The sequence below is a fragment of the Pseudomonas laurentiana genome (genome assembly GCF_014648275.1).
In the GTDB taxonomy this organism is placed as follows: domain Bacteria; phylum Pseudomonadota; class Gammaproteobacteria; order Pseudomonadales; family Pseudomonadaceae; genus Aquipseudomonas; species Aquipseudomonas laurentiana.
The window spans coordinates 110,550-130,698 of record NZ_BMQU01000014.1 but is presented as its reverse complement, the minus strand read 5'-3'; the positions used below and the strand labels follow the sequence as shown (position 1 = coordinate 130,698).

22 protein-coding genes and 1 tRNA gene are annotated in these 20,149 nt (G+C 58.8%); 8 read left to right on the top strand and 15 right to left on the bottom strand.

Going from position 1 to position 20,149, the window contains the following annotated elements; all coding sequences use genetic code 11:
• Nucleotide 1 precedes the first annotated feature (1 nt).
• The gene (locus IE038_RS15875; protein ID WP_229775678.1) at nt 2–712 is read right to left on the bottom strand and encodes a fimbria/pilus chaperone family protein; all 711 of its coding nucleotides are present in this window, start codon (nt 710–712) and stop codon (nt 2–4) included.
• A gap of 106 nt (nt 713–818) precedes the next feature.
• Complete coding sequence (locus IE038_RS15870; RefSeq protein WP_189395897.1) at nt 819–1,454, bottom strand: DUF1120 domain-containing protein; 636 nt, start codon at nt 1,452–1,454, stop codon at nt 819–821.
• Between the two features lie 380 nt (nt 1,455–1,834).
• On the opposite strand from IE038_RS15870, the gene IE038_RS15865 reads away from it, so the two are divergent.
• Nucleotides 1,835–2,377, top strand: coding sequence for a dihydrofolate reductase family protein (locus IE038_RS15865; RefSeq protein ID WP_189395896.1), 543 nt, complete (start codon nt 1,835–1,837; stop codon nt 2,375–2,377).
• A 23-nt stretch (nt 2,378–2,400) separates the two neighbouring features.
• On the opposite strand, the gene IE038_RS15860 is transcribed toward IE038_RS15865, so the two are convergent.
• From IE038_RS15860 to IE038_RS15850, 3 genes are all read right to left on the bottom strand, one after another.
• Nucleotides 2,401–3,696, bottom strand: coding sequence for an NAD(P)/FAD-dependent oxidoreductase (locus tag IE038_RS15860; protein WP_163939791.1), 1,296 nt, complete (start codon nt 3,694–3,696; stop codon nt 2,401–2,403).
• Nucleotides 3,697–3,780: 84 nt separating this feature from the next.
• Nucleotides 3,781–3,954: a DUF3094 family protein gene (locus IE038_RS15855; protein WP_065758827.1), complete on the bottom strand. Its 174-nt coding sequence runs from the start codon at nt 3,952–3,954 to the stop codon at nt 3,781–3,783.
• 168 nt (nt 3,955–4,122) lie between these two features.
• The gene (locus tag IE038_RS15850; protein ID WP_065758826.1) at nt 4,123–4,752 is read right to left on the bottom strand and encodes a DUF1780 domain-containing protein; all 630 of its coding nucleotides are present in this window, start codon (nt 4,750–4,752) and stop codon (nt 4,123–4,125) included.
• A 188-nt stretch (nt 4,753–4,940) separates the two neighbouring features.
• On the opposite strand from IE038_RS15850, the gene IE038_RS15845 reads away from it, so the two are divergent.
• On the top strand, nt 4,941–5,630 hold the full coding sequence (locus tag IE038_RS15845) for an energy-coupling factor ABC transporter permease (protein ID WP_163939790.1): 690 nt from the start codon (nt 4,941–4,943) through the stop codon (nt 5,628–5,630).
• Here the strand turns inward: IE038_RS15845 and yacG are convergent.
• From yacG to IE038_RS15825, 4 genes are read right to left on the bottom strand one after another with little or no spacing between them, the layout of a single operon-like run.
• Nucleotides 5,627–5,830, bottom strand: a complete 204-nt coding sequence (yacG, locus tag IE038_RS15840) for a DNA gyrase inhibitor YacG (protein WP_163939789.1) — start codon at nt 5,828–5,830, stop codon at nt 5,627–5,629. The genes IE038_RS15845 and yacG overlap by 4 nt on opposite strands.
• Nucleotides 5,827–6,450 carry a dephospho-CoA kinase gene (gene coaE / locus IE038_RS15835; protein ID WP_163939788.1) on the bottom strand — a complete coding sequence of 208 codons (624 nt, stop codon included), beginning with the start codon at nt 6,448–6,450 and terminating at the stop codon, nt 5,827–5,829. Before coaE ends, yacG begins: the two co-directional genes overlap by 4 nt.
• The gene (locus IE038_RS15830) at nt 6,447–7,316 is read right to left on the bottom strand and encodes a prepilin peptidase (RefSeq protein WP_163939787.1); all 870 of its coding nucleotides are present in this window, start codon (nt 7,314–7,316) and stop codon (nt 6,447–6,449) included. Before IE038_RS15830 ends, coaE begins: the two co-directional genes overlap by 4 nt.
• 2 nt (nt 7,317–7,318) lie before the next feature.
• A complete protein-coding gene (locus IE038_RS15825; protein WP_189395895.1) occupies nt 7,319–8,482 on the bottom strand; it encodes a type II secretion system F family protein in 1,164 nt (387 codons plus the stop codon).
• 212 nt (nt 8,483–8,694) lie between these two features.
• On the opposite strand from IE038_RS15825, the gene IE038_RS15820 reads away from it, so the two are divergent.
• Both IE038_RS15820 and IE038_RS15815 read left to right on the top strand, forming a co-directional pair.
• Nucleotides 8,695–9,105: a pilin gene (locus tag IE038_RS15820; protein WP_163939845.1), complete on the top strand. Its 411-nt coding sequence runs from the start codon at nt 8,695–8,697 to the stop codon at nt 9,103–9,105.
• Between the two features lie 82 nt (nt 9,106–9,187).
• A tRNA-Thr gene (locus IE038_RS15815) sits at nt 9,188–9,263 on the top strand.
• A 350-nt stretch (nt 9,264–9,613) separates the two neighbouring features.
• Here IE038_RS15815 and IE038_RS15810 read toward each other — a convergent pair.
• The 5 genes from IE038_RS15810 to IE038_RS15790 all read right to left on the bottom strand — a co-directional run bounded on the left by IE038_RS15810 (nt 9,614) and on the right by IE038_RS15790 (nt 14,797).
• Complete coding sequence (locus IE038_RS15810) at nt 9,614–11,308, bottom strand: GmrSD restriction endonuclease domain-containing protein (protein WP_229775677.1); 1,695 nt, start codon at nt 11,306–11,308, stop codon at nt 9,614–9,616.
• A 174-nt stretch (nt 11,309–11,482) separates the two neighbouring features.
• Nucleotides 11,483–12,349, bottom strand: coding sequence for an isocitrate lyase/PEP mutase family protein (locus IE038_RS15805; protein ID WP_189395894.1), 867 nt, complete (start codon nt 12,347–12,349; stop codon nt 11,483–11,485).
• A gap of 211 nt (nt 12,350–12,560) precedes the next feature.
• Nucleotides 12,561–12,863 carry a hypothetical protein gene (locus IE038_RS15800; protein ID WP_163939931.1) on the bottom strand — a complete coding sequence of 101 codons (303 nt, stop codon included), beginning with the start codon at nt 12,861–12,863 and terminating at the stop codon, nt 12,561–12,563.
• A gap of 63 nt (nt 12,864–12,926) precedes the next feature.
• Nucleotides 12,927–13,631, bottom strand: coding sequence for a helix-turn-helix transcriptional regulator (locus tag IE038_RS15795; RefSeq protein ID WP_229775676.1), 705 nt, complete (start codon nt 13,629–13,631; stop codon nt 12,927–12,929).
• A gap of 125 nt (nt 13,632–13,756) precedes the next feature.
• Nucleotides 13,757–14,797, bottom strand: a complete 1,041-nt coding sequence (locus tag IE038_RS15790) for a DMT family transporter (RefSeq protein ID WP_163934422.1) — start codon at nt 14,795–14,797, stop codon at nt 13,757–13,759.
• A 104-nt stretch (nt 14,798–14,901) separates the two neighbouring features.
• Between IE038_RS15790 and chrA the strand changes: the two genes are divergently transcribed.
• Complete coding sequence (gene chrA / locus IE038_RS15785) at nt 14,902–16,269, top strand: chromate efflux transporter (RefSeq protein WP_163934425.1); 1,368 nt, start codon at nt 14,902–14,904, stop codon at nt 16,267–16,269.
• Here the strand turns inward: chrA and IE038_RS15780 are convergent.
• Nucleotides 16,252–17,847: a sensor domain-containing diguanylate cyclase gene (locus IE038_RS15780; RefSeq protein ID WP_163934428.1), complete on the bottom strand. Its 1,596-nt coding sequence runs from the start codon at nt 17,845–17,847 to the stop codon at nt 16,252–16,254. The two genes, chrA and IE038_RS15780, sit on opposite strands and share 18 nt — an antisense overlap.
• A 212-nt stretch (nt 17,848–18,059) precedes the next feature.
• On the opposite strand from IE038_RS15780, the gene IE038_RS15775 reads away from it, so the two are divergent.
• From IE038_RS15775 to IE038_RS15765, 3 genes are all read left to right on the top strand, one after another.
• Nucleotides 18,060–18,398: a hypothetical protein gene (locus IE038_RS15775; protein ID WP_163934431.1), complete on the top strand. Its 339-nt coding sequence runs from the start codon at nt 18,060–18,062 to the stop codon at nt 18,396–18,398.
• A gap of 321 nt (nt 18,399–18,719) precedes the next feature.
• Nucleotides 18,720–19,007 carry a DUF3077 domain-containing protein gene (locus tag IE038_RS15770; protein ID WP_163934434.1) on the top strand — a complete coding sequence of 96 codons (288 nt, stop codon included), beginning with the start codon at nt 18,720–18,722 and terminating at the stop codon, nt 19,005–19,007.
• Nucleotides 19,008–19,046: 39 nt separating this feature from the next.
• On the top strand, nt 19,047–19,991 hold the full coding sequence (locus IE038_RS15765; RefSeq protein WP_163934437.1) for an alpha/beta hydrolase family protein: 945 nt from the start codon (nt 19,047–19,049) through the stop codon (nt 19,989–19,991).
• Nucleotides 19,992–20,149 lie beyond the last annotated feature (158 nt).

The following is a 20,149-nucleotide window of genomic DNA, read 5'->3' as shown; positions in this document are numbered from 1 at the left end:
GTCAGGTGTTCAGTGGCGCGTCGAAAGGATCAACCGCAAAACCAAATGTGTTGACCGGGAAAATGCGAATGCTCGTACCTGCACCGAGTCGGGCATTTGCAGGCAGTTCAATGTGGTGTGTCTGCCCAGGCAGTACATGTGTCTGTGGCAAGGTCAGCGCGATGTCCGCTGGAAGAGCAATGATTTGCTGGTTGAGGCGAACGACGTAACGGCTATCGTTCTTCACCGTCAGCGTTTGGCCGTCAACGGACCACTTCAGTTCGGCCCAGGGGTCTGATTTGGCGGGTAGATCGGCCGGTGTGATCAATACCGGCAAGTTCTGGCGTACCGTCACAGTGATTTTCGTCGATCCGTCAGGTGCTTTTTGCGGGATGCCTTCGAAACTAACGCGCTTGAGCCTTTGTGTCGTGATGGGCTGTTCCGATTGCACAATGAAACGGACCAGTTGCTTGTCGCCGGCTTCAACGCGTGCAACCGGAGGCGTGACAATTAAAAACTGCTCAGGGTCATCAGGCAGGTGTTCTAGTGAGGTGTACAGCAATGCGGCCTGATCGTCGGTGTTGGTCACATTGATAACACCCTCGCCCTCAGCGACATTAATCAGTATTACTGAGGATTCTGGCAGCATGCCCGCAGCATGGGTGTTACCCATTAAAATGGCCAGTGCAGTGGCCGCCGCTAAATAAAATGCACGGTTACACATTGCGCTCATAAGTCGCCTTCGAGAACGATTAAACTAATGCGTGGACGAGTGTCGAATGCACAAAAACCGTGATATTGCAGTCCCGTTGCAGTGGTGCAATATCACGGTTAAGACATTACAGGTAGTACATTGACATCGTTGCCAAACCGTCCAGCTCAACAGTCTTGCTCATGTCGAGGGTTTCAGTTGCTGCGATATAGGTCTCTACTATTAATTTACCTGCTATAGAGGTGTAGCTCCCTGGGGTTAGTGAGCCTGGAGTTGCGTACGCGTGAATAGTCTTAGTGCCCATGAATTCATTGCCATTCATCCATTCGCCACCAGCTTTTGGACGATAGATTACATTGACCTTATTTCCGTCACCGCTTGTGGAAGGGTCAATCATTAGAATGTATTTGCCGATTTTGTTGGTGCCCTGAAAGCCAAGGCCGTAAACATAGTCATCAAATGAAGAATCGTGCCCGCCGATTACGCTATCGTTACGGGAATCAGTCCATGTGGTACCAAAGCTAACAGCTGCATCGCAGGAAATGGTGTAACTGATTTGCTTTCTTGGAAGTACTGTGGGCCTGTCTGGATTTAAAGTAGTGGGATCAATAGAGCCATAGTCTATAATACCGCTAAACGCTGGCGTACAGGCCGCTGGCGAGATAATACCCTTGACGCGAAGGTCAGCACTTTCGCTGGCGAATGCGTTAGTTGCACCGATCAGGCAGGCAGAGCCGATCAAAACATTTCGAACAATTTTCATAGGTAACACTTCCATTTGAGAGAGTTTCCACACAGGGCAATGGGTTCGCATTGGCGTTTTATGATGTGCTGCGTTGCCCGATGCAGATAGTAAGTGTGTGGCCTAGGATGTTATATGTGACTCTGCTGAAGGAATTGTAGGAAGTTGTCGTTATGTCAGGCAGGACGGCTTTTATTCAAGGGTAAATAGTGCCAGGGTAAATAAAGACTGTGGAGTGTTTATTAAGTTGTCGAATCTGTCAGGTTTAATTAATAGCCGTTGGCGTGGTGTCGGTGGGCTGCCCTGTGCATCAAGCGCTCTTTGACGCATCCTTGCCGTCTACGATGTCAGGTCTGTAGACGATGTCCTGAGCAACCCACCTGTTCGACGAGGAGCTAACGATGACGTTGAGAGCCAGTGCATTTATTGCCACCAGCCTGGACGGCTACATTGCACGTGAAGACGGCAGCCTGGACTGGCTGATTGGCGCGACCCATTCGGCGGATGATCATGGGTACACCGCCTTTATGGCGACCATCGACACGCTGATCATGGGGCGTTCGACTTTCGAGAAGGTGCTGACCTTTGGCGAGTGGCCCTATACCGCAAAGCGTATTGTGGTGCTGAGCTCAACACTGACCCGCGAGACAATCCCTCAGGCCCTGCAGGAGGCGGTAGAGGTGCATTCCGGGCCTATCCCGGCGTTGATGGATTTTCTTCAGGGATCGGGCGCCAGAAGCCTTTATCTGGATGGCGGCAAGGTGATTCAGGGGTTCTTGAGGCTCGGGTTGCTCAACGAGATCACCATCACCCGTATTCCGGTGCTGATTGGCTCGGGTATCCCATTGTTTGGCGAGCTGGAGCGAGACATTCGGTTGCAACACCTTAAAACCACCGCCTACGAGAGTGGCTTTGTGCAAAGCACCTATCGGGTGGTCACCTGAGCGGCCACCCGACAGGTGGGGTATCAGTGCAGTTTCAAGCGTGGTTCAGTGCCGCGACCAATGCGGCTTCCGAGCATCAGCATCAAGGTGCGGAAGGTGCCGTAGAGCGCCATCTGGTGCATGCGGTACAACGAGACGTAGAACATCCGCGCCAGCCAGCCTTCAAGCATGACGCTGCCCGTCAGGTTGCCCATCAGGTTGCCGACTGCCGAGAAGCTGGACAGCGACACCAGCGAGCCGTAGTCACGGTAGGCGTAGGTTGGCAACGGCTTGCCTTCCAGACGAGCCTTGAGCCCCTTGGCCAGCAGTGAAGCCTGCTGGTGAGCGGCCTGTGCCCGTGGCGGTACATTGCGGTCGCTGCCGGGTTGCGGGCAGGCGGCGCAATCGCCAAAGGCAAAGATGTCGTCATCCAGCGTGGTTTGCAGGGTAGGGCGTACCAGCAACTGGTTGATGCGGTTGGTTTCCAGGCCGTCGATATCCTTGAGGAACGCCGGTGCCCGAATGCCGGCCGCCCAGACCTTGAGGCTGGCCTCGATGACCTCGCCATTGCTGGTCTTCAGCGATTCGGCGGTGACTTCGCTGACTGCCGCGTTGGTCATGACCGTCACGCCGAGTTTCTCCAGCGTCTTGTGCACCGGCACGCTGATGCGCTCTGGCAGGGCCGGCAGTACGCGTGGGCCTGCCTCGATCAGGGTGATATGCATGTCCTGTGGCTTGATCCGGTCCAGGCCATAGGCCGCCAGCTCGTGCGCAGCATGATGCAGCTCTGCTGCCAGCTCCACCCCGGTAGCGCCTGCGCCAACGATGGCCACGCTAATCTTCTGGTTGGCGTTGTCGCCTGCGTGGGCACGCAGATAGTGGTTGAGCAACTGCTGGTGGAAGCGTTCGGCTTGTTTGCGGGTGTCGAGGAACAGGCAGTTTTGCGCCGCGCCCAAGGTACCGAAGTCGTTGGTATTGCTGCCAACCGCAATCACCAGCGTGTCGTAACCCAGGGTACGCGCGGGCAGCAGCTCGCGGCCGTCTTCGTCCAGGGTAGCGGCCAGCTGAATTTGCTTGGTGGCACGGTCCAGCCCACTCATGCGCCCGAGCTGAAACTGAAAATGATTCCACTTGGCCTGCGCCACGTAGTTCAGTTCGTCCTCGGACGTGTTGAGCGACCCGGCAGCCACCTCGTGCAACAGCGGCTTCCAGATGTGCGTCAGGTTGGTGTCGACCAGGGTGATGTTGGCGCTGCCGCGCTTGCCCAGGGTTTTACCCAGGCGGGTCGCCAGTTCCAAGCCGCCAGCGCCGCCGCCGACAATCACGATACGGTGAGTCATGGAGATATCTCATAAGGTTTACGGAATTCGGGGCCTGAGTGATCAGCCGCAGGCGGCGTGCGGCGTGGGCGAGCGCAAGGCAGCTCATAGCACCAATTGACTCAGGAGGCGGCTGACCAGGCCCAAACCGATCGTCACGGCCAACACCAGCACAAGGAGCAGCCAGGGCCGGAAAGGCTTGCGCTCGACTTGATGCTGCGGGGCTCGCAGGTAGTGATCGACACGTTGTTGATCTTCGGGGGTCAGACGGCTTGTCATGGGGGCCTCGCCAGATAGACGCTTGTGACTATGGGAACGCTATAGCGTTCACTCTAGTCGCTTGCCAAAGGTCCGTCCGGCGGTAATGAAAGGGTGTTCACAGCGAATGGTTACGCTTTTTATCACCGGCGTTGATTTTTTGCCATAACGCTTTTGCCCAAGACCGGGTCAGAGGCTGATGCCGACATCGAAGAGAATGCTGCGGCCCAGATTGCTGCGCAAAAAGTCTGGGGCATCGGGGTGAGCGAACAGCACACGGGCAAAGGTCGGACCGACCAGCGACAGTGACCGCCAGCCTTGGCGCAGGTACTCGGTGGGCGGAGGGAAATGGCTGTTGAGATCAAGCACTTCCCGTTTCAGGCTGGCAAAGGCAATGATGTCCAGCTCGCCCAGGTCCAGGCCGCGTTCCTTATAGTTGTGCGCTTTTTTCCTCAGCGTCGGAGCCAGGCGCGCCAACAGTTCGTGGGCGCTGATTCGCCTTGGGCGGGCCTCGCGGCGGACCAGTTGGCTAAGCGAGAAAGCACTGCGGCGACGTTGCAGTTCTTCGCGCCACTCGTCATTCAGCCGACGACCTTCGTCGAGCACAAAGAACACCTCGAAGGCCGCGTCACGAAACAGTACATCCGGCGGTTCCTGGCCGGCTGGAGTAAAGTCATCATTGCGGTAAGGAATGTTCAAGCCTTGCAGCAGGCGCTGGCAGACCCAACGCTCACGTTCCCATTTACGAGCATTGGAGAGGAACGCATTGGCCTGCTCGGCCTGTATCGTGAGCAGGCGTAGATAGTCTGAGTCGTCCATGGGACAAGCTTAGCGCTCAATTGTGATGGTTAAAGAAAAAATCTGTCGAAACATAGGGTTCGGGGTGTTGGCGCTGTTGGCGGAGTATCACGCAACCATCAACCGCCGTCTCTGAACATCGGTGTAGACTCAGCAACCAAGTGACACCGCCCCACAGGCTCTCCCAACACCAAAAGGGCAGCAAACGAGTGATAGGCGCTGAAGTACTCTCCGATACCAGCCTGAGCATCGGCTGGCTAATCTACGTCCCACTGCTGATGTGGGCGGTGGCGCGTACGCGCTGGGTTGAACTGTTTGCCGACACGCGTCGCCAGCACCTGTTGTTTGGCAGCGTCTTTGCGCTGTTTGTGCTTTGGCTGGTGCGACGGGATTTCGATACCGGGGTGTCCTACCACTTTATCGGCATGACGGCGGTAACCCTGCTGCTGGACTGGCCGCTGGCGATTGTGGGCGGCTGTATCGCCCAGTTGGGTCTGGTGTTGCTCGGGCGTCAGGACCTGGCGGCCATGGGCGTCAACGGCCTGTTGTTCATTGGCCTGCCAGTGCTGGTCACTGAGGCATGCGCGATAGCAGTAGAGCGTGCCCAGCCCAAAAACCTGTTTGTGTATATCTTCTGTTCCGGCTTTTTCGCAGCGGCGCTGGCGGCATTGCTCTGCCTGTTGGCAGGCTTGGGCCTGCTATGGCTGGATGGGCGTTTTGTGATGCCGGAATGGCTTGAGGACTTTATCGGCTACCTGTGGCTGATCATTTTTCCCGAGGCTTTCATCAATGGCATGGTGGTCAGCGCGCTGGTGGTGTTCTGCCCCGAGTGGCTGGAAACCTTCAACAGGACCCGCTACCTGCAGGCCCCGTGGAAGGATGACGAGCCGAAGCCTTAGTGCTCGCGGTGGTTGAGGTCACCTGAAAACAGCTCATCTTCGGCGTCTGGTGCTGTCGGAATCTTGTGCTCTTCAGCGGCCCAGGCGCCCAGGTCGATCAATTTGCAGCGGTCACTGCAGAAGGGGCGGAAAGGGCTGGCAGCGCTCCATTCTACGGGGGCGCCACAGGTTGGGCATTCTACGGTCAGGGGTTGGCTCATGGTTGGCCTCCACGCAAAGTCAGGTAAAAGTGATGCAGGCGATCGACCTCCGAATGCAGCCAGCTCATATCGCGGTCGTTGACCACCACATCGTGGGCGTGGCGCAGGCGTTCTTCACGGCTGGTCTGGGCCTTGAGAATGGCCTGGACCTGCTCGGGGTTGGTCTGGTCGCGCAACAACGTGCGTTCGACCTGCAGAGCCTGCGGCGCGTCGATCACCAGCAAGCGCTGGGTGCGCTTGAACTGTCCGGACTCGATCATCAGCGGTGAAACAAACACGGCATAAGGCGATTCGGCCTTGGCCAGGTAACTGAAAATTTCCTGGCCGATCAGCGGGTGCAGCAGCGCCTCCAGCCAGCGGCGTTGCTCTGGGTCGGCGAAGATCAACTTGCGCAAGGCTGCACGGTCCAGCTGCCCATCGGGCTGCAAGACACCGGGGCCAAAACGCTCGATGATGCTGGCCAGGGCTGGCCGTCCGGGCTCGACCACCCAACGTGCCGCTTGGTCGGCGTCCACCAGGTGCACGCCCAGCTCGACGAAGCGTTGCGCAGCGGCGCTTTTGCCGCTGCCAATGCCGCCGGTCAGGCCGAGGATCCAGGGGGTGAAGGCGGGTGTTGTCATCGGAATCCAGCAAGCTGCAAGTAAGAAGTGGTTATTTGACCACCCCAGAGCAGAGCGATCCAGCCCGATATCGCCAGATAAGGGCCGAAGGGGATTGGCGTGCAGTTACGTTTGCCGCTCAGGCGCAACAGGATCAGGCCCAGTACGGCACCGAGCAGTGACGACAGCAACAGCGTCAGTGGCAGGATCTGCCAGCCGCCCCAGGCGCCAAGCAGAGCCAGTAACTTGAAGTCGCCATAACCCATGCCCTCCTTGCCGGTAACAATGCGGAACAGCCAATACACCGTCCACAGGCTCAGGTAGCCAACGATGGCGCCCCAGAACGCGCTTTCCAGTGGTACGAGCAACCCGAAGGCGTTGCACACCAATCCCAGCCAGAGCAGCGGCAGTACCAGGACGTCGGGCAACAACTGATGCTCAATATCAATCAGACTCAGGGCCAGCAGCCCCCAGCTCAGCAGCATGAAGACCAGCGCTTGCAGGGTGAAGCCAAAGTGCCAGGCGGCAAAGCCTGTCAGCGCTGCGCAGCCCAGTTCAACCAAGGGGTAACGCCAACTGATGGCAGCTTTACAGCATGAGCAGCGGCCACGCAAAAACAGGTAACTCAGCAGCGGTATATTTTCCCAGGCGCGGATACGGTGCTGGCAATGGGGGCACTGCGAGGCGGGCAGGAACAGGTCGTAGCGCTCTGCGGGTTGCGTCGGCAACTCAAGGATTTCGCGTGCCTCATCATGCCATTGCCGCTCCAGCATGATCGGCAGGCGATACACCAAGACGTTGAGGAAACTGCCGATGATCAGCCCCAGCAATAGGGCTGCGCTCAGGTAGACCAGAGACTGGCTGGCCAGGACATCCATCAGGTTCATGTTCAGATCACGTCGCCCAACTGAAAGATTGGCAGATACATTGCGATGACCAGGCCGCCCACCAGCACCCCCAGGATCGACACGATCAGGGGCTCCAACAGGCTGGCCAGATTATCGAGCATCTGGTCGATGGTGTTTTCATAGTGACTGGCAGCTTTATCGAGCATATCGTCCAACCTGCCGGATGTCTCGCCGACTGCACACAACTGCACTGCAAGGTTGGGGAAAAGCTCGCAGGCATTCATGGCCGTGCTCAGTGGCAGGCCATTCGCGACCTCTTGGCGCAGCCGATGCACCGCATGCTCGTACAGCGGATTGCCACAGGCCGCCGCCACCGAGCCCAAGGCCTCGACCAGCGGCACACCTGCGGCAAAGGAGGTTGCCAGCGTGCGCGCGAAGCGTGCCAGTGCCACCTGCTGCAACAGTGGGCCGGTAAGCGGCAGCCTCAGCGCATGGCGCAATGCCCACAACTTGAAGGCCGGCTTGCGTCGCCACGCCCAGTGCCCGGCCAGCAGGCCACCTCCCGCCAACAGCAGCATCACGCCGGTGTAATCGATCAACCACTCGGACACAGCAATGACCTGACGCGTAAACAGTGGCAGCTGCGCGCCAAAACCGGCGAACAGCGATTGGAACTGCGGCACCACTTTGAGCAACAACACGGCCGACACCCCCAACCCGACCAGTAGCACCAGCACCGGATAGGTCATGGCTTTCTTCACGCGCGCTTGCAGCGCCTGGCGCTTTTCCTGAAGGTTTGCCACCTGTTCCAGCGTCGTATCCAGGCTGCCGGCGTGCTCACCGACCGCAATCAGGTTGCAGTACAACGCGTCGAAGTAGCGAGGGTGTTTGCGCAACGCGTCGGCCAGGCCGCTACCCGCAGCAATTGCCTGCTTCAGGGCCAGCAGCAGGCGACGCAGGTTGGGGTTGCTCGTGCTTTGCGCCAGCATGTCGAAGGCGTGCAGCAATGCAACGCCGGCCTTGAGCAGGGTCGCCAGTTGCCGGGTAAAACGGGCCAGCTCCGCTGAACTGACCGGGTTGCCGAGGTGCGTTGCGAGCAGCTCGCAAACCCGCCCCAATGTAAAGCGGGCCTGCGTATCGACCGAACGCCTGCGCGCATCTCGTCGCAGGCGCTGTGCCGTAGGGCGTGTGATTCTGTTGGTCATCGCGACATCCTTGTTGCGCTGAACAGGCTCAAAATTGGTTACAGCTTCAGGGGCTGCAAGGGGATGTGCGTTGACATCCCAGCCTCTAGAGTAGTCCAGGCCGGATGAGGGATAGCGTCTGGCAGGGTGACAAAAGGTGTCCATTCGGGCCTACTGCGCGGCTGCCGGCGAACACCCCGGCAACCGATCCGGTTCAAACAGGGAGAATGTCCATGAACGGGCAACGTGGCATCACATTGATTGAGCTGATGATCGTCGTGGCGATCATCGGCCTCCTGGCGACCATCGCCTTACCCATGTACACCAACCACCAGGCGCGAACCAAGGCCACCGTCGGGCTGGCGGAAATCTCCGCCCTCAAGACCGCCCTTGAAGTGCGCTTGAACCAAGGTGCAGACGTTGCCAACGTCGCCGCCATTGGTGGTCAGGAACGTACCGCCAACTGCGCCATTACCGCTGTGGGCAGCGCAGTGGCCGGCACCGGCAGCATCGTTTGCAGCCTGCTCGATGCGCCAGCACCAGTGCTGGACAAAACCATCAGCCTGACCCGCTCGGCCACGGGCTGGAACTGCACCACCACCGTCGCCAAAGACTACGCCCCCGCCGGTTGCAGTGCACCTTGAGCGGCTGCCAGAACAGGGAACAATAGCTGTTATTAAACAGTGATTTGCGTAACCGACGCGGCAGTGGTAGCGTTGCTATCACGCCGGTGTAGCTCAGTCGGTAGAGCAGCGCACTCGTAACGCGAAGGTCGCAGGTTCGATTCCTGTCTCCGGCACCATACAGCCGTTTCGATACGCCCCACGGGGCACGAAACATCCAACAAAGCCCGCCTAGTGCGGGCTTTGTTGTTTCTGGCTGTCTCGTTATGTCTTTGTGCATCTACTCGATTTAGGGATGTATTTAGGGATATCTCGGTTCGACAAGGAAACGTATCCCTATGGCGCGCACAGTGGGGCCCATGACCGACCCCAAATGCGACGCGGCCAAGCCTCAGGACAAGGACTACAAGCTATTCGATGGCAAGCTGCGAAGGCTTTGAGTGCAGCTATGGAACATCAGCGTCGCCAAGGGGTGATCATCACTGCTTTGGAGCAGTAAATTTCAGTGCCTGATCCACGCTGTGCTTGTTTAGAGCGCTGCCATCAGTGCAGCGACGATTTTTTCGTGGCGGGCCTGTATAGAATCTCGCCCCCAGACACCACCCTCGCTGACGAAGCTCGCGATTTCCCGCTGTTGAGCGTTGCGGTGGTAGGTTGCCAACTTGTTGGCGAACGGGACATTGCCCACTGCACAGTTATGGGATTTGGACAGCAGCAGGTAATTGCCGAGGCAGTTAAGGTATTCGCCTCTGAAGGTTTCGTCGTAGGTGTCATAGCCGTGTGGGCGAACCGCAGGCTCGGTCTTGGGCGCGATGTGCTCCAGCTCCGGGCGTTTGATGTCGCTGTAACGCCGTGGCTCGTAGCCGCGCTGGCCGTGTCCTTCCAGGTGGACTTCATATTTCCACAGCAGGTGCCTGGCGGTTGGGTGGCTTATTTCACCCTCCAGAGCCTCCGCCAATCTTTCGTTGTTCCAATACGCCCACCACCAATCGTCTGTGGTCTTGAGATACTCGATTTGCTCAAGAATAGGGGCGATCGATGGGGCCTCACTGGTAAACACTTCGTAGACCTCATTGATGCGGGACGTGATCTCCGCACGTGTGCCAATCAGGCGATGACGAATGATCAGGCTCTCAAATGCAACGCAGAGTCTGTTCTTGTCCGAGAGGGGAAGGCCGAAGCGGTAGGCCTTGAGAATGAACGGCAATACCATCGCGATCCCGCCCAAGGTCACCACTGAGTGGATCGGAAAACTCTTGCGCTCGTCATCACCGAAAAACACCGACAAGTGCTCGAAACTGATGGCGAGGGAATCAGTGAACGCCCTCACGAACTCAAGCGGTTGCTGCCCAGCCAACATTTTCTCCACCCGGTCCAGCGCGCCGCTCTCCCATAAGGAGTTGAAGTGAACGCGCAGGGCGTACTGCAACACATCATCTTCATTGATGCGGTATTCAATCGCTGAGATCGATTTGTAGATGGTCTCGAAGCGATTTTGGATTTCGCCGATAAGGCTGTCTTTCTGCTGTTGGTTCTCGCCATGTAGATGGATGGCATACATGAACTGTGCCTTCACCACCTCCAGGTTGGACGGGCGCTTGCCCCGGTTGTTCTGGAAAATGAACATCTGGATCGCTTCAGCCTCGTCCCGCACCGGGTGCGTACTGCACGATGCCTGGGCGACGATCCGCAGCATGTCGGTCAAGTACGCTTCAGGCTGACTGCCGAGCTTCTTCTTGAAGTAGTCGAACGCCTTGATGAGCCGCTGAGCAGACGTCGTTTGTAAAACAGGGACGTCTTTGCGGGACTGGTTTATCACATAATCCACAAACACTTGGTTGTCGTAGTCGACCGTCTTGAAACGGATGCAACTATCCCGTTTGATCAGGTCCTTGTAGCAATCCTGTTCATCTTCAGTAAGGGCGCGCTTGTTTTGCAGGCAGGTGAACAAGGCGGCCAGGAACAGGCTGATGGTGGTCAGGCGTTGCTGACCGTCAATCACACGAAACTCCCCCTGCGTTTCTTCAAAAAGGAAGTGGCCGAAGTAATACGGGCTGCGAGTATTACTGTTGCGGTAAGCCTCCAGGTCAGAGAGGAACACGTCTGTCTGGGTAGCGCGGCTCATACCTTCGGCGGGCGTTTCCCAGGCGTAAGCACGTTGGTACGCCGGCACGACGATACGGTTGTTGGTCATCATGCTGCGAATGGTCGTAGAGGCGTCCACGGGGATGTCCTTATGGCTAGTGGCGTTTGGCCTCATGATTGCTTAGAACGGAGGATTTTGCATGACAGGCATCAATGTGCTGCGCTGCGCCAGTTGAACGCAACGACCTGCGCGGCAGGGGGCTGGCGCCGGTCAGAGCGTATTCTTGACCTGCAAAGCCCCCAAGCTGGCGCGTTACTCCTTCACATTCATGTATTCCCGCGCCCACGCGATGTAGTCGTTCGGGGCGGTGTACTTGGTCACCAGTTCCGAGGCATTGAGCGCGTTTTCGACAGGGATGCCGCGCTGTTCGCGAAGGCTGTCGTAGGTGGCTTTGATTGCCGCGAAGTAGGCGGCATGGCCGTCGACCACGATGCGCACGCCCAGTTTGGCCAGGCGGCTGTCGTCGCGCAGTTCCGGGTTGCCGTAGGTGACCAGCATCAGTGGCACGCTCAGGCCTTCTGCGATGGCCTCCAGGTGTTCAAAGTCCTTCACCCCGACCAGGCAGATGCCATCGGCGCCTGCGTCCTGATAGGCGCGGGTGCGGTGGAGGACCTCGGTCAGCGGCTGCACACCGGCATGGGTGCGGGCGATGATTGCCAGGGCGCTGTCGTCGCGTACTTCCAGGGCAGCGCGCAGTTTGCCGACGCCTTCTTCGACGCTGATCAGGTCGTAGGACTTGCGACCGAATTGTGCTGGCAGCAGGGTGTCTTCAAGGGTCAGCGCGGCGACGCCGGAGCGCTCCAGTTCGATGACGGTACGCATGGCATTGAGGGCGTTGCCATAGCCGTGGTCGGCGTCGGCGATCACGGGCAGGCGGGCCACACGGCCGATGCGTGTGGCTTGTTCGGCAAACTCGCTGAGGGTGATCAGGGCGATGTCCGGGGCGGCGAGCACTTGCAGGGACGCGACTGAGCCGCCAAGGATGCCGACTTCAAAGCCGAGGTCGGCGGCGATACGCGCCGACAACGGGTCGAACACTGAGGCAGTGTGGTAACAGGCATGGCTGGCAAGCAGGGCACGGAAGGCATTGCGCAGCTCATGGTGACAGGTTTTTTGCATGGTCTGATCCCTTGAGTCTTGGTCTGGTCTTTTACGGTTCAGCTTTTGCAAGACCTGTACCCGAAGGTTGTAATGTAAGTGTTACGGTTGTTGGGTGGGTGTTCCTCGCATTTGAATGGAGAAAACACGCCACTTTTCAGGACTGCGATGGCGGAAATCCGCCTATTGCTGCGTAATGGTGCGCCTTAGATGCCAATGTGAGAAGAGGCGATCACTCCGGATGAAAGTGCCCCATGAAGGTAATCGCTTCAATGGCGTGGGCATACGGTGCGAATCTGGCGTCTCCGCGCTCGAAGGCCTGTGCAACGGCATGGGCGTTCTCAAGGCTGTCCCACTTGGCAAGGTCGACGAAAACCCGGCCTTGAGGGGCGGGGCAGTAGCCGGTGTATTCAATCAATCCCTCAAAGTGCATCAGGGCTTCGCGAAGCACGACCCGAAGTTCGGGCATCTGCTGCTCATAACCTTCCTTGACGGTAAAGATCGCGAGTTCAAGTACATGGCTGTTGTGGGTCATAGGTCACTCCAGGTTGAGGAAGAGGAGTGCTCAGTGTCACAGGGGGCTACTGACAGCGTACTGTCAGTGCTCGATCGGTGAATTTGCCGCCCATTGTGCAGACTGGAACTGCATGTAGGCGCGCAGGTTCCATTCAGCGCCGAGCTTTTGGCCATCCGGCAGGATCTGCAGGTTGTGCATCCGGTCGATCCGGAAGTCTCGGTAGGCTTGTCTGGCCACGCACCAGGTGCCCACCGTCCATTTGCCTCCCCAGTAGAACAGCCCCAAGGGAAACACCGTTCTGTCCGACGCTGCCCCGTTCAGGCTGACATAGGAAAAGCGTACCGTGCTCGCCTGTTGAATGGCCCGGTTCAGTTCATCCAGGTAGCGCTGATGCGCTGTCGCAGGCCTGGCGCGTAGTGCTCGAATGCTGGAGAGCGACGGCGCTACATCGGTGGAGGGTAACGCCGCAGTGATTTTACTGAGCAGCGTTCTTGCAGCGGTGGCGAGTTCAGTGCCGGCAGCAGTGGAGAGCATCTCAACGCCAAGCATCAGGGCATCGAGTTCGGTGCGGGTGAGTGTCAGGGGTGGCAGTTCAAACCCTTCACGCAGCGAGTACCCCACGCCAGCGACCCCATAAAGGGGAATGCCACTGACAGAGAGGTCATCAATGTACCGATAGATCGTGCGGGCGGAGACACCAATACGCTCAGCCAATGCGTCCGCGGTGATGGGTTGATGAACTCGGATCAGGTTGACCACCTGAAACAGTCGGTCTGACTTGCGCATGTAGCATCCAATCCATGGCGTGTTCGTGGGCAAGATGCCCGAAGCGTTAGTTTCTCAGGTATCAAGCGTCGGCGGTACGCCGACCTTCACACTCCGGGCGAGCACATCAACGCCCAGACACACCCTCAATGCTTGTGCCGATGATGGATATCGGGAAAGTGCGGGTGGCTGTGCCGGATCGGCGCGTGGTGGTGCAGGTGGCTGTGGGGTTCGCTGCCATCCCATTCGAAGTCGTGCTCATGTTGGTGGTGCTCGTCATGGGTATGGCGATGGCTGTGCACCAGCGGGTCATGTTGATGCTCGTGTGCGTGGTTCTCGGTCAGGTGTATCCAGACACCCAGCGCCATCAACGCAGCCGCGATCCAGAACAGCCATGACACCGATTCCCCGAGCATCAGGATCGAGAGGGCTGCGCCCAGAAAAGGGGCTGTTGAAAAATAGGCGCCGGTACGTGCACTACCGAGCCCGCGCAGGGCCAGTACAAACAGTACCAGGCTGACACCATAGCCAAGGAAACCCACCAGCAAGGTCGGCGCCAGTGTGCTGATTGCCGGTAGTTGGGCGCCGATAGCCAATGCCAGCACGCAGTTCACCGCGCCAGCGCTCAAGCCTTTGAGGCCTGCAATGAACACCGCATCGGAGGCTGAGACTTTGCGCGTCAGGTTGTTATCGATGGCCCAGCACAGGCAGGCGAGCGCTACGGCCAGCGGGCCGCTCCAGTCATGGGCCGATGTGTTTTCCTGAGGCCAGGAGAGCACGCAGCCCCCCAGAACGATGACGATCATGCCGAGCACGATTCGACGATCAGCATTCTCCTTGAACACGAGCCAGGCCAGCAGGGCGGTGAGCACAGACTCAAGATTGAGCATCAGGGAGGCGGTCGCCCCTGAGGTCCGTGTCAGGCCGAACATCAGCGCAATCGGCCCAAGCACGCCGCCGAATGCGATGGCCGCCAGCAGCCACGGCCATTCAGGGGCCGTCAGGCCGCTGCTGCGCCAGCCTCGGTCTCGAACAATACGCACGATGGTCAGGCCCAGGCCGCTGCCCAGGTACAACAGCCCAGCCAACAGCACAGGGGAAAGGCCCATGCCGAGGGATTTGGCCAGCGGTGTGCTGGCGCCAAACAGGGCGGCTGCGGCCAGCGCGTACAAAACACTCACGTTCATTCAGGGGCTGCCTTCCACTTGAGCGGTTCAAACGTTCATCATACGGTCTCACCCGAATGAATACCTTTACCGGGCCTTAAGACGGGCAATCAGGGATCCTCGACATGACACACATCGCACCGCAGGCTGCCGACACCGTGGCCGTACCACCGCCGCCGGTGAGTTTCTGGCAAGCCTTCGTGTTCTGGCTGAAGTTGGGCTTTATCAGCTTTGGCGGCCCGGCCGGGCAGATCGCGATCATGCACCAGGAGTTGGTCGAGCAGCGGCGCTGGATTTCTGAGCGTCGGTTCCTGCATGCCCTGAACTATTGCATGTTGCTGCCAGGCCCCGAGGCTCAGCAGTTGGCCACTTACATCGGTTGGCTGATGCACCGAACCCGGGGCGGGGTGATCGCTGGCGTGTTGTTCGTGTTGCCGTCGCTGTTCATCCTGATTGGCCTGTCCTGGGTCTACATTGCCTTTGGCGATGTGCCGGTGGTGGCCGGGTTGTTCTATGGCATCAAGCCGGCCGTGACCGCCATCGTGATCCAGGCGGCTCACCGTATTGGCTCACGGGCACTGAAAAACAGCTGGCTGTGGGCGATTGCTGCGGCGTCCTTTGTCGCGATCTTCGCCCTCAATGTGCCGTTCCCGTTGATTGTGCTGGGTGCTGCGGTGTTGGGTTACCTGGGCGGTCGCTTTGCGCCCACCAGGTTCAGCAACGCAGGTGGGCATGGTGCAAGCCGTGCTGCCTTTGGCCCTGCGTTGATCGATGATGAAACCCCTACACCCGCGCATGCACGTTTCCGCTGGTCGCGTCTGGCCCTGTTGCTGGTGGTGGGGGCTGCGCTATGGGTATTGCCCATGGGCGTGCTGACAGCCCTGTTTGGTTGGGGCGGCACCTTGACCCAGATGGGCTGGTTCTTCACCAAGGCTGCGCTGCTGACATTCGGTGGCGCTTACGCGGTGCTGCCTTATGTGTATCAGGGCGCGGTCGGCCACTATGGCTGGTTAAGCCCAACACAGATGATTGATGGCCTGGCGCTGGGGGAGACCACACCCGGGCCGTTGATCATGGTGGTGGCCTTTGTCGCCTTTGTGGGTGCCTACCTGCAACAGGCGCTGGGGGGCGAGCACCTGTTCCTGGCCGGCGCGGTTGCCGCTTGCCTGGTCACCTGGTTCACCTTCCTGCCGTCGTTCCTGTTCATTCTGGCGGGCGGCCCGCTGGTGGAATCGACGCACAACGTGCTGAAGTTCACCGCGCCGTTGACCGCCATCACCGCCGCAGTGGTTGGGGTGATCCTCAACCTGGCGCTGTTTTTCGGTTATCACGTGCTCTGGCCCAAAGGCTTCAGCGGTGCTTTTGATTGGGTCTCGGCGCTGATCGCAGTGTCGGCAGCGATTGCGCTGTTCCGCTTCAAGCGCGGCGTGATCCCGGTACTGATGGTGTGCGGGCTGGCCGGGGTGCTCGTGCAGTTACTGCGGCTCGCATGAGTGAACGGTTCCCTCAACGGCATGCGCGACCACCCGGTTGCGCCCCAACTGCTTGGCCTGGTACATCCGGTCGTCAGCCAGCTTCAGGGTTTCGGAGAGTTCTTTGGCGTCGTCCGGCCAGTGGGCGACCCCCAAGGAGATCGTGATGTGCCCAATAAGCGCCATGGAGGCTTGCTCAACGGCCAGGCGCAGGCGCTCGGCAAAGTTGCCGGCGGCTTCTAGTGAGGTGCCCGGCAGCAGGATCAAGAACTCTTCGCCACCCACGCGGCATACGCTGTCCGCTTCGCGCGAATGCTTCTGCATGATTTTCGAGAGCTGCACCAGGACCTTGTCGCCGGTGTCATGGCCGTAGGTGTCGTTGACCCGCTTGAAGTGATCGATATCGAGTACCACGACCGAGAACGCCGTCTGTTCGCTGCGATAGGTTTCCAGCACCTGCGCCATGGCCCGCCGGTTGAGCAGCCCGGTCAGCGGGTCGGTTTGTGCGTCTTTGTTCAACTTGCCGATCTTGCTTTGTAGCAAGGAGATGCCCAGCAACAAGGCACGCTTGATCTGCGTCGACTCGAAGTACCAGGACTTGACCTCGCGGATCTTGCCCTGTGCTTCCGGGCTGTCCATGTTTTTGGCGCAGTCGGCCAGTTGCCCCAGTGGCCTCGAGATCAACCGTGCCAGCCACCAGATGGCAAACATCCCCAGCAGCCCAACCGGCAGAATCCCCTTGAGCATGTTGAGCATCAAGGTGTTCAACGCCAGCAAAGAGGTTTCTATCGGTTGTTGAGAAATGATGCCCCAGTGCGCCGAGGTAATAGGCGCGTAGCCGGCAAGCATCTCGACACTGGCGGTGTTGACGACCTGGCTCTTTCCGCTTTCACCACGAATGACGGCATCGATCACGGTGTTCGGGCCGACGGCCTCGCCGATCCGATTGGCGTCTGGGTGGTAGAGCAGCCTGCGGTTTTCATCGACGACGTAAATGTAGGAGCTGTCGGTGTAGAAATGGCTACCCAACAGGCTGTGCAGCATGCTCTTTTGCTTGAGGTAAATAGTGCCGCCGATAAAGCCGAGGTAGGTGCCTGTGTCGGAAACAATCGGATGGGAAATGAACACCACCAGGTTACCGGCGAACGAGACGAAGGGTTGGCTGATGAAGGGCTTTTGCTCGGTCAATGCGCGTTGAGCATTCACCGAAGTTAGCGTATTTCCCACGATCTGAATCGTTTCAGGTGAGATGGCGATAACTTTTCCCGTCGCGTCGGCAACGGTTACCGAATTAAAACTGTCGGTCTGGGATTTTAAGCGTTCAACTTCTTCTACTGCTCGGCCCAGCCCATCTGGCTTGCTCATCATGCCCGCACTGTAGGCGAGTTGTTGTTGAGCCGAATGCAGAAATTGATCGGTACTGGCGGCCAGTTTTGCCGCATAAATACGGTTGGCTTCAAGTGTATTGTCGATCAGTTGCTGGCGCTGAACGCGATAACTTGAATAGAGTGCATTGCCCAGCGTAATAAGTGCAGTCGCAGCCGCGAGAAGCAGTATCAAACCACGAAGGTCAATCTTGAGAAGCGACTTACCACTCATTTAAAACGAACCGATATTTGCATTTGGGCTGCATTATCATACGTCATTTTCTTATCGCTTGGCCGTGGCTTTTTGTCTAAGTTGGCTGAGCATTTTTGCAACCTGTGCTTGTACTTGCGCATTGTCCGCGGTCATTCTGAGTGTCGGCCGACCCGTTGCGACAAGCGCGGTAGTGGTTAAAACTCCCCCGCAATACCTAGGTGGCACACCGCATGAAAGAGGCAACGCAGCACTTGGCACTGTATATCCGGGCACTTCACGGTGCAGAGAGTACGGTGTGTGTTCGCGACTATAGCGTCAGCTCAAACAGCACTGTGGACGAAGGGCTTGAGGTTACGGAGCACATCCTGACCGCGACGTTTACCGATGGTGTGGTCATTCGACGCACCCTCGAACAAGACCGCTTGCCCGTCTGTGAAAACACCTGCCCCGAGTGTTGGATCATCTATGAGGTGCTGGAGTGCCCGGTCGATCAGTTCACCGTATCGCCAGCGCACATGACCTTCAACTCAACCTGCCGGGAAGCCTGGTGGATGACCTACCACAGCTAGTGCCCAGGTGAAGGCTGCGCGTTTTCATGCCCTGAGCAACGCGTTGCTGTTGCGTGCACCGGGGGCCGCCGGTATGGTTGCGCGGTCACGGTCAATCCCGTGACCGACCTTGGCCGGTCGACAACGTTAGGCGTACAAGCGCCACCATCCGAATGTAAGTGCATTTTCTTTTGCGCTTGCATGTCGTGCTATGGCGGCTGTGCGCGGGACACCTTCGGGTGTGCCGGGCTCCTAACGTCCCGGTCGGCCAACCCTCGTACAGCTGCCACCCTCTCTCGTTTGGCCGCGAACAGTGGCAGCTCCTAAACGTTAGGAGTGATTATGAGCACGTCCGATTCCCCTCCGATTACGACCGCACACGGTGTGGTGTTTCATTGCACGGGCGATGCGCACCAGCAGCGCGGGTTGTTTTGCGTGGCTGATGGCGTACCGCTTGCCGATGCACTGACCAGCATTTCCGACTTGCTGGCGCCGGCGCGCGCTGCGGTGTATGCCGCTGCCATGGGCGAGCAAGCCTTGGCGGGCGACAGCGCCTGGCTGGTGCACCATAGCCTCGACAGCGCCAAGGCGGTGGTGGATGCCCTGATCGGGGCACTCAACCCGCCATAAAGGTGCTAGCGTTGACCCCACTACAAAAAAGGGGGGCGCATGTCGATCATCCTTCAGCAGCACCCGGCCATAGCTGCCGGTGTCTCAGGCGAGGCGTTTCGTGAACAGGCCGCCGATGGTTTCAGCCTCGGCGGTTTTACCTGGCGTCAGGCGGGGGCCGATACCACGCGTGCGGTGGTCATCATCAACGCTGCGACCTCGGTACGCTGCCGGTTCTACTTTCGTTTTGCCGAGTACCTGTTCGCCAATGGCTTCGATGTGATCGTCTACGACTACCGGGGCATTGGTGAGTCGCGCCCGGCGTCGATGCGGGGGTTCCAGGCATCGTGGTCCGATTGGGGCACACTGGATTTCGAGGCCATGCTGCAGCGGGCGATGCGTGTGTTTCCCGGTCAGCCCATTGATGTCATCGGCCACAGTTTTGGCGGCTGTGCGGCGGGGCTGGCGGCGTCGTCGACGGTGATTCGGCATTTGGTCACCGTGGGGGCGCAATTTGCTTACTGGCGTGATTACGCGGCGGCTAGTCGTTGGCAACTGGTGTGCAAATGGCATGTGTTGATGCCATTGCTGACGCGGTTCTGTGGCTATTTTCCGGGTAAGCGGCTGGGCTGGCTGGAAGACACACCGGCCGGCGTGGTGCGGGACTGGAGCCAGTCCAGTGCGCGGTATGAAACACGGCCCAGTGGGCAAGCATTGGCCGAGTTGCCCTTTGCCCGGGTGACGGCGAAAACCCTGGCCATCAGCCTGAGCGATGATCCGTTTGGCACCGTCGCGGCGATAGAGCGATTGCTGGCGTATTTCAAGGCCAGCCCACGGGTGCACCTGCGTATTGCTCCCGAAGATATCGACGAGGCGGAGGTCGGGCATTTTGCGTTTTTTCGTAGCCGCTACGAAGGGCGCCTATGGCCGATTGCGCTGGGCTGGTTGAAGCGTGGCGAGCTGACGGCGTGCGCGCCGGGGCGGGTGGTGCCGCCCTACATCTGATGGGCGCAGTGCTCTTTGCCAACGATTGCAGGCACCGCGAACTCGCTGGCACCGCGCCGACGCTATCGCAGGCAAGCCTGCTCCCACAGAAAAAGCAGTGTTCTGCTCGGATCCCTGTGGGAGTTGGCTTGCCAACGATGCAGGCGCCGCGCAGTGAC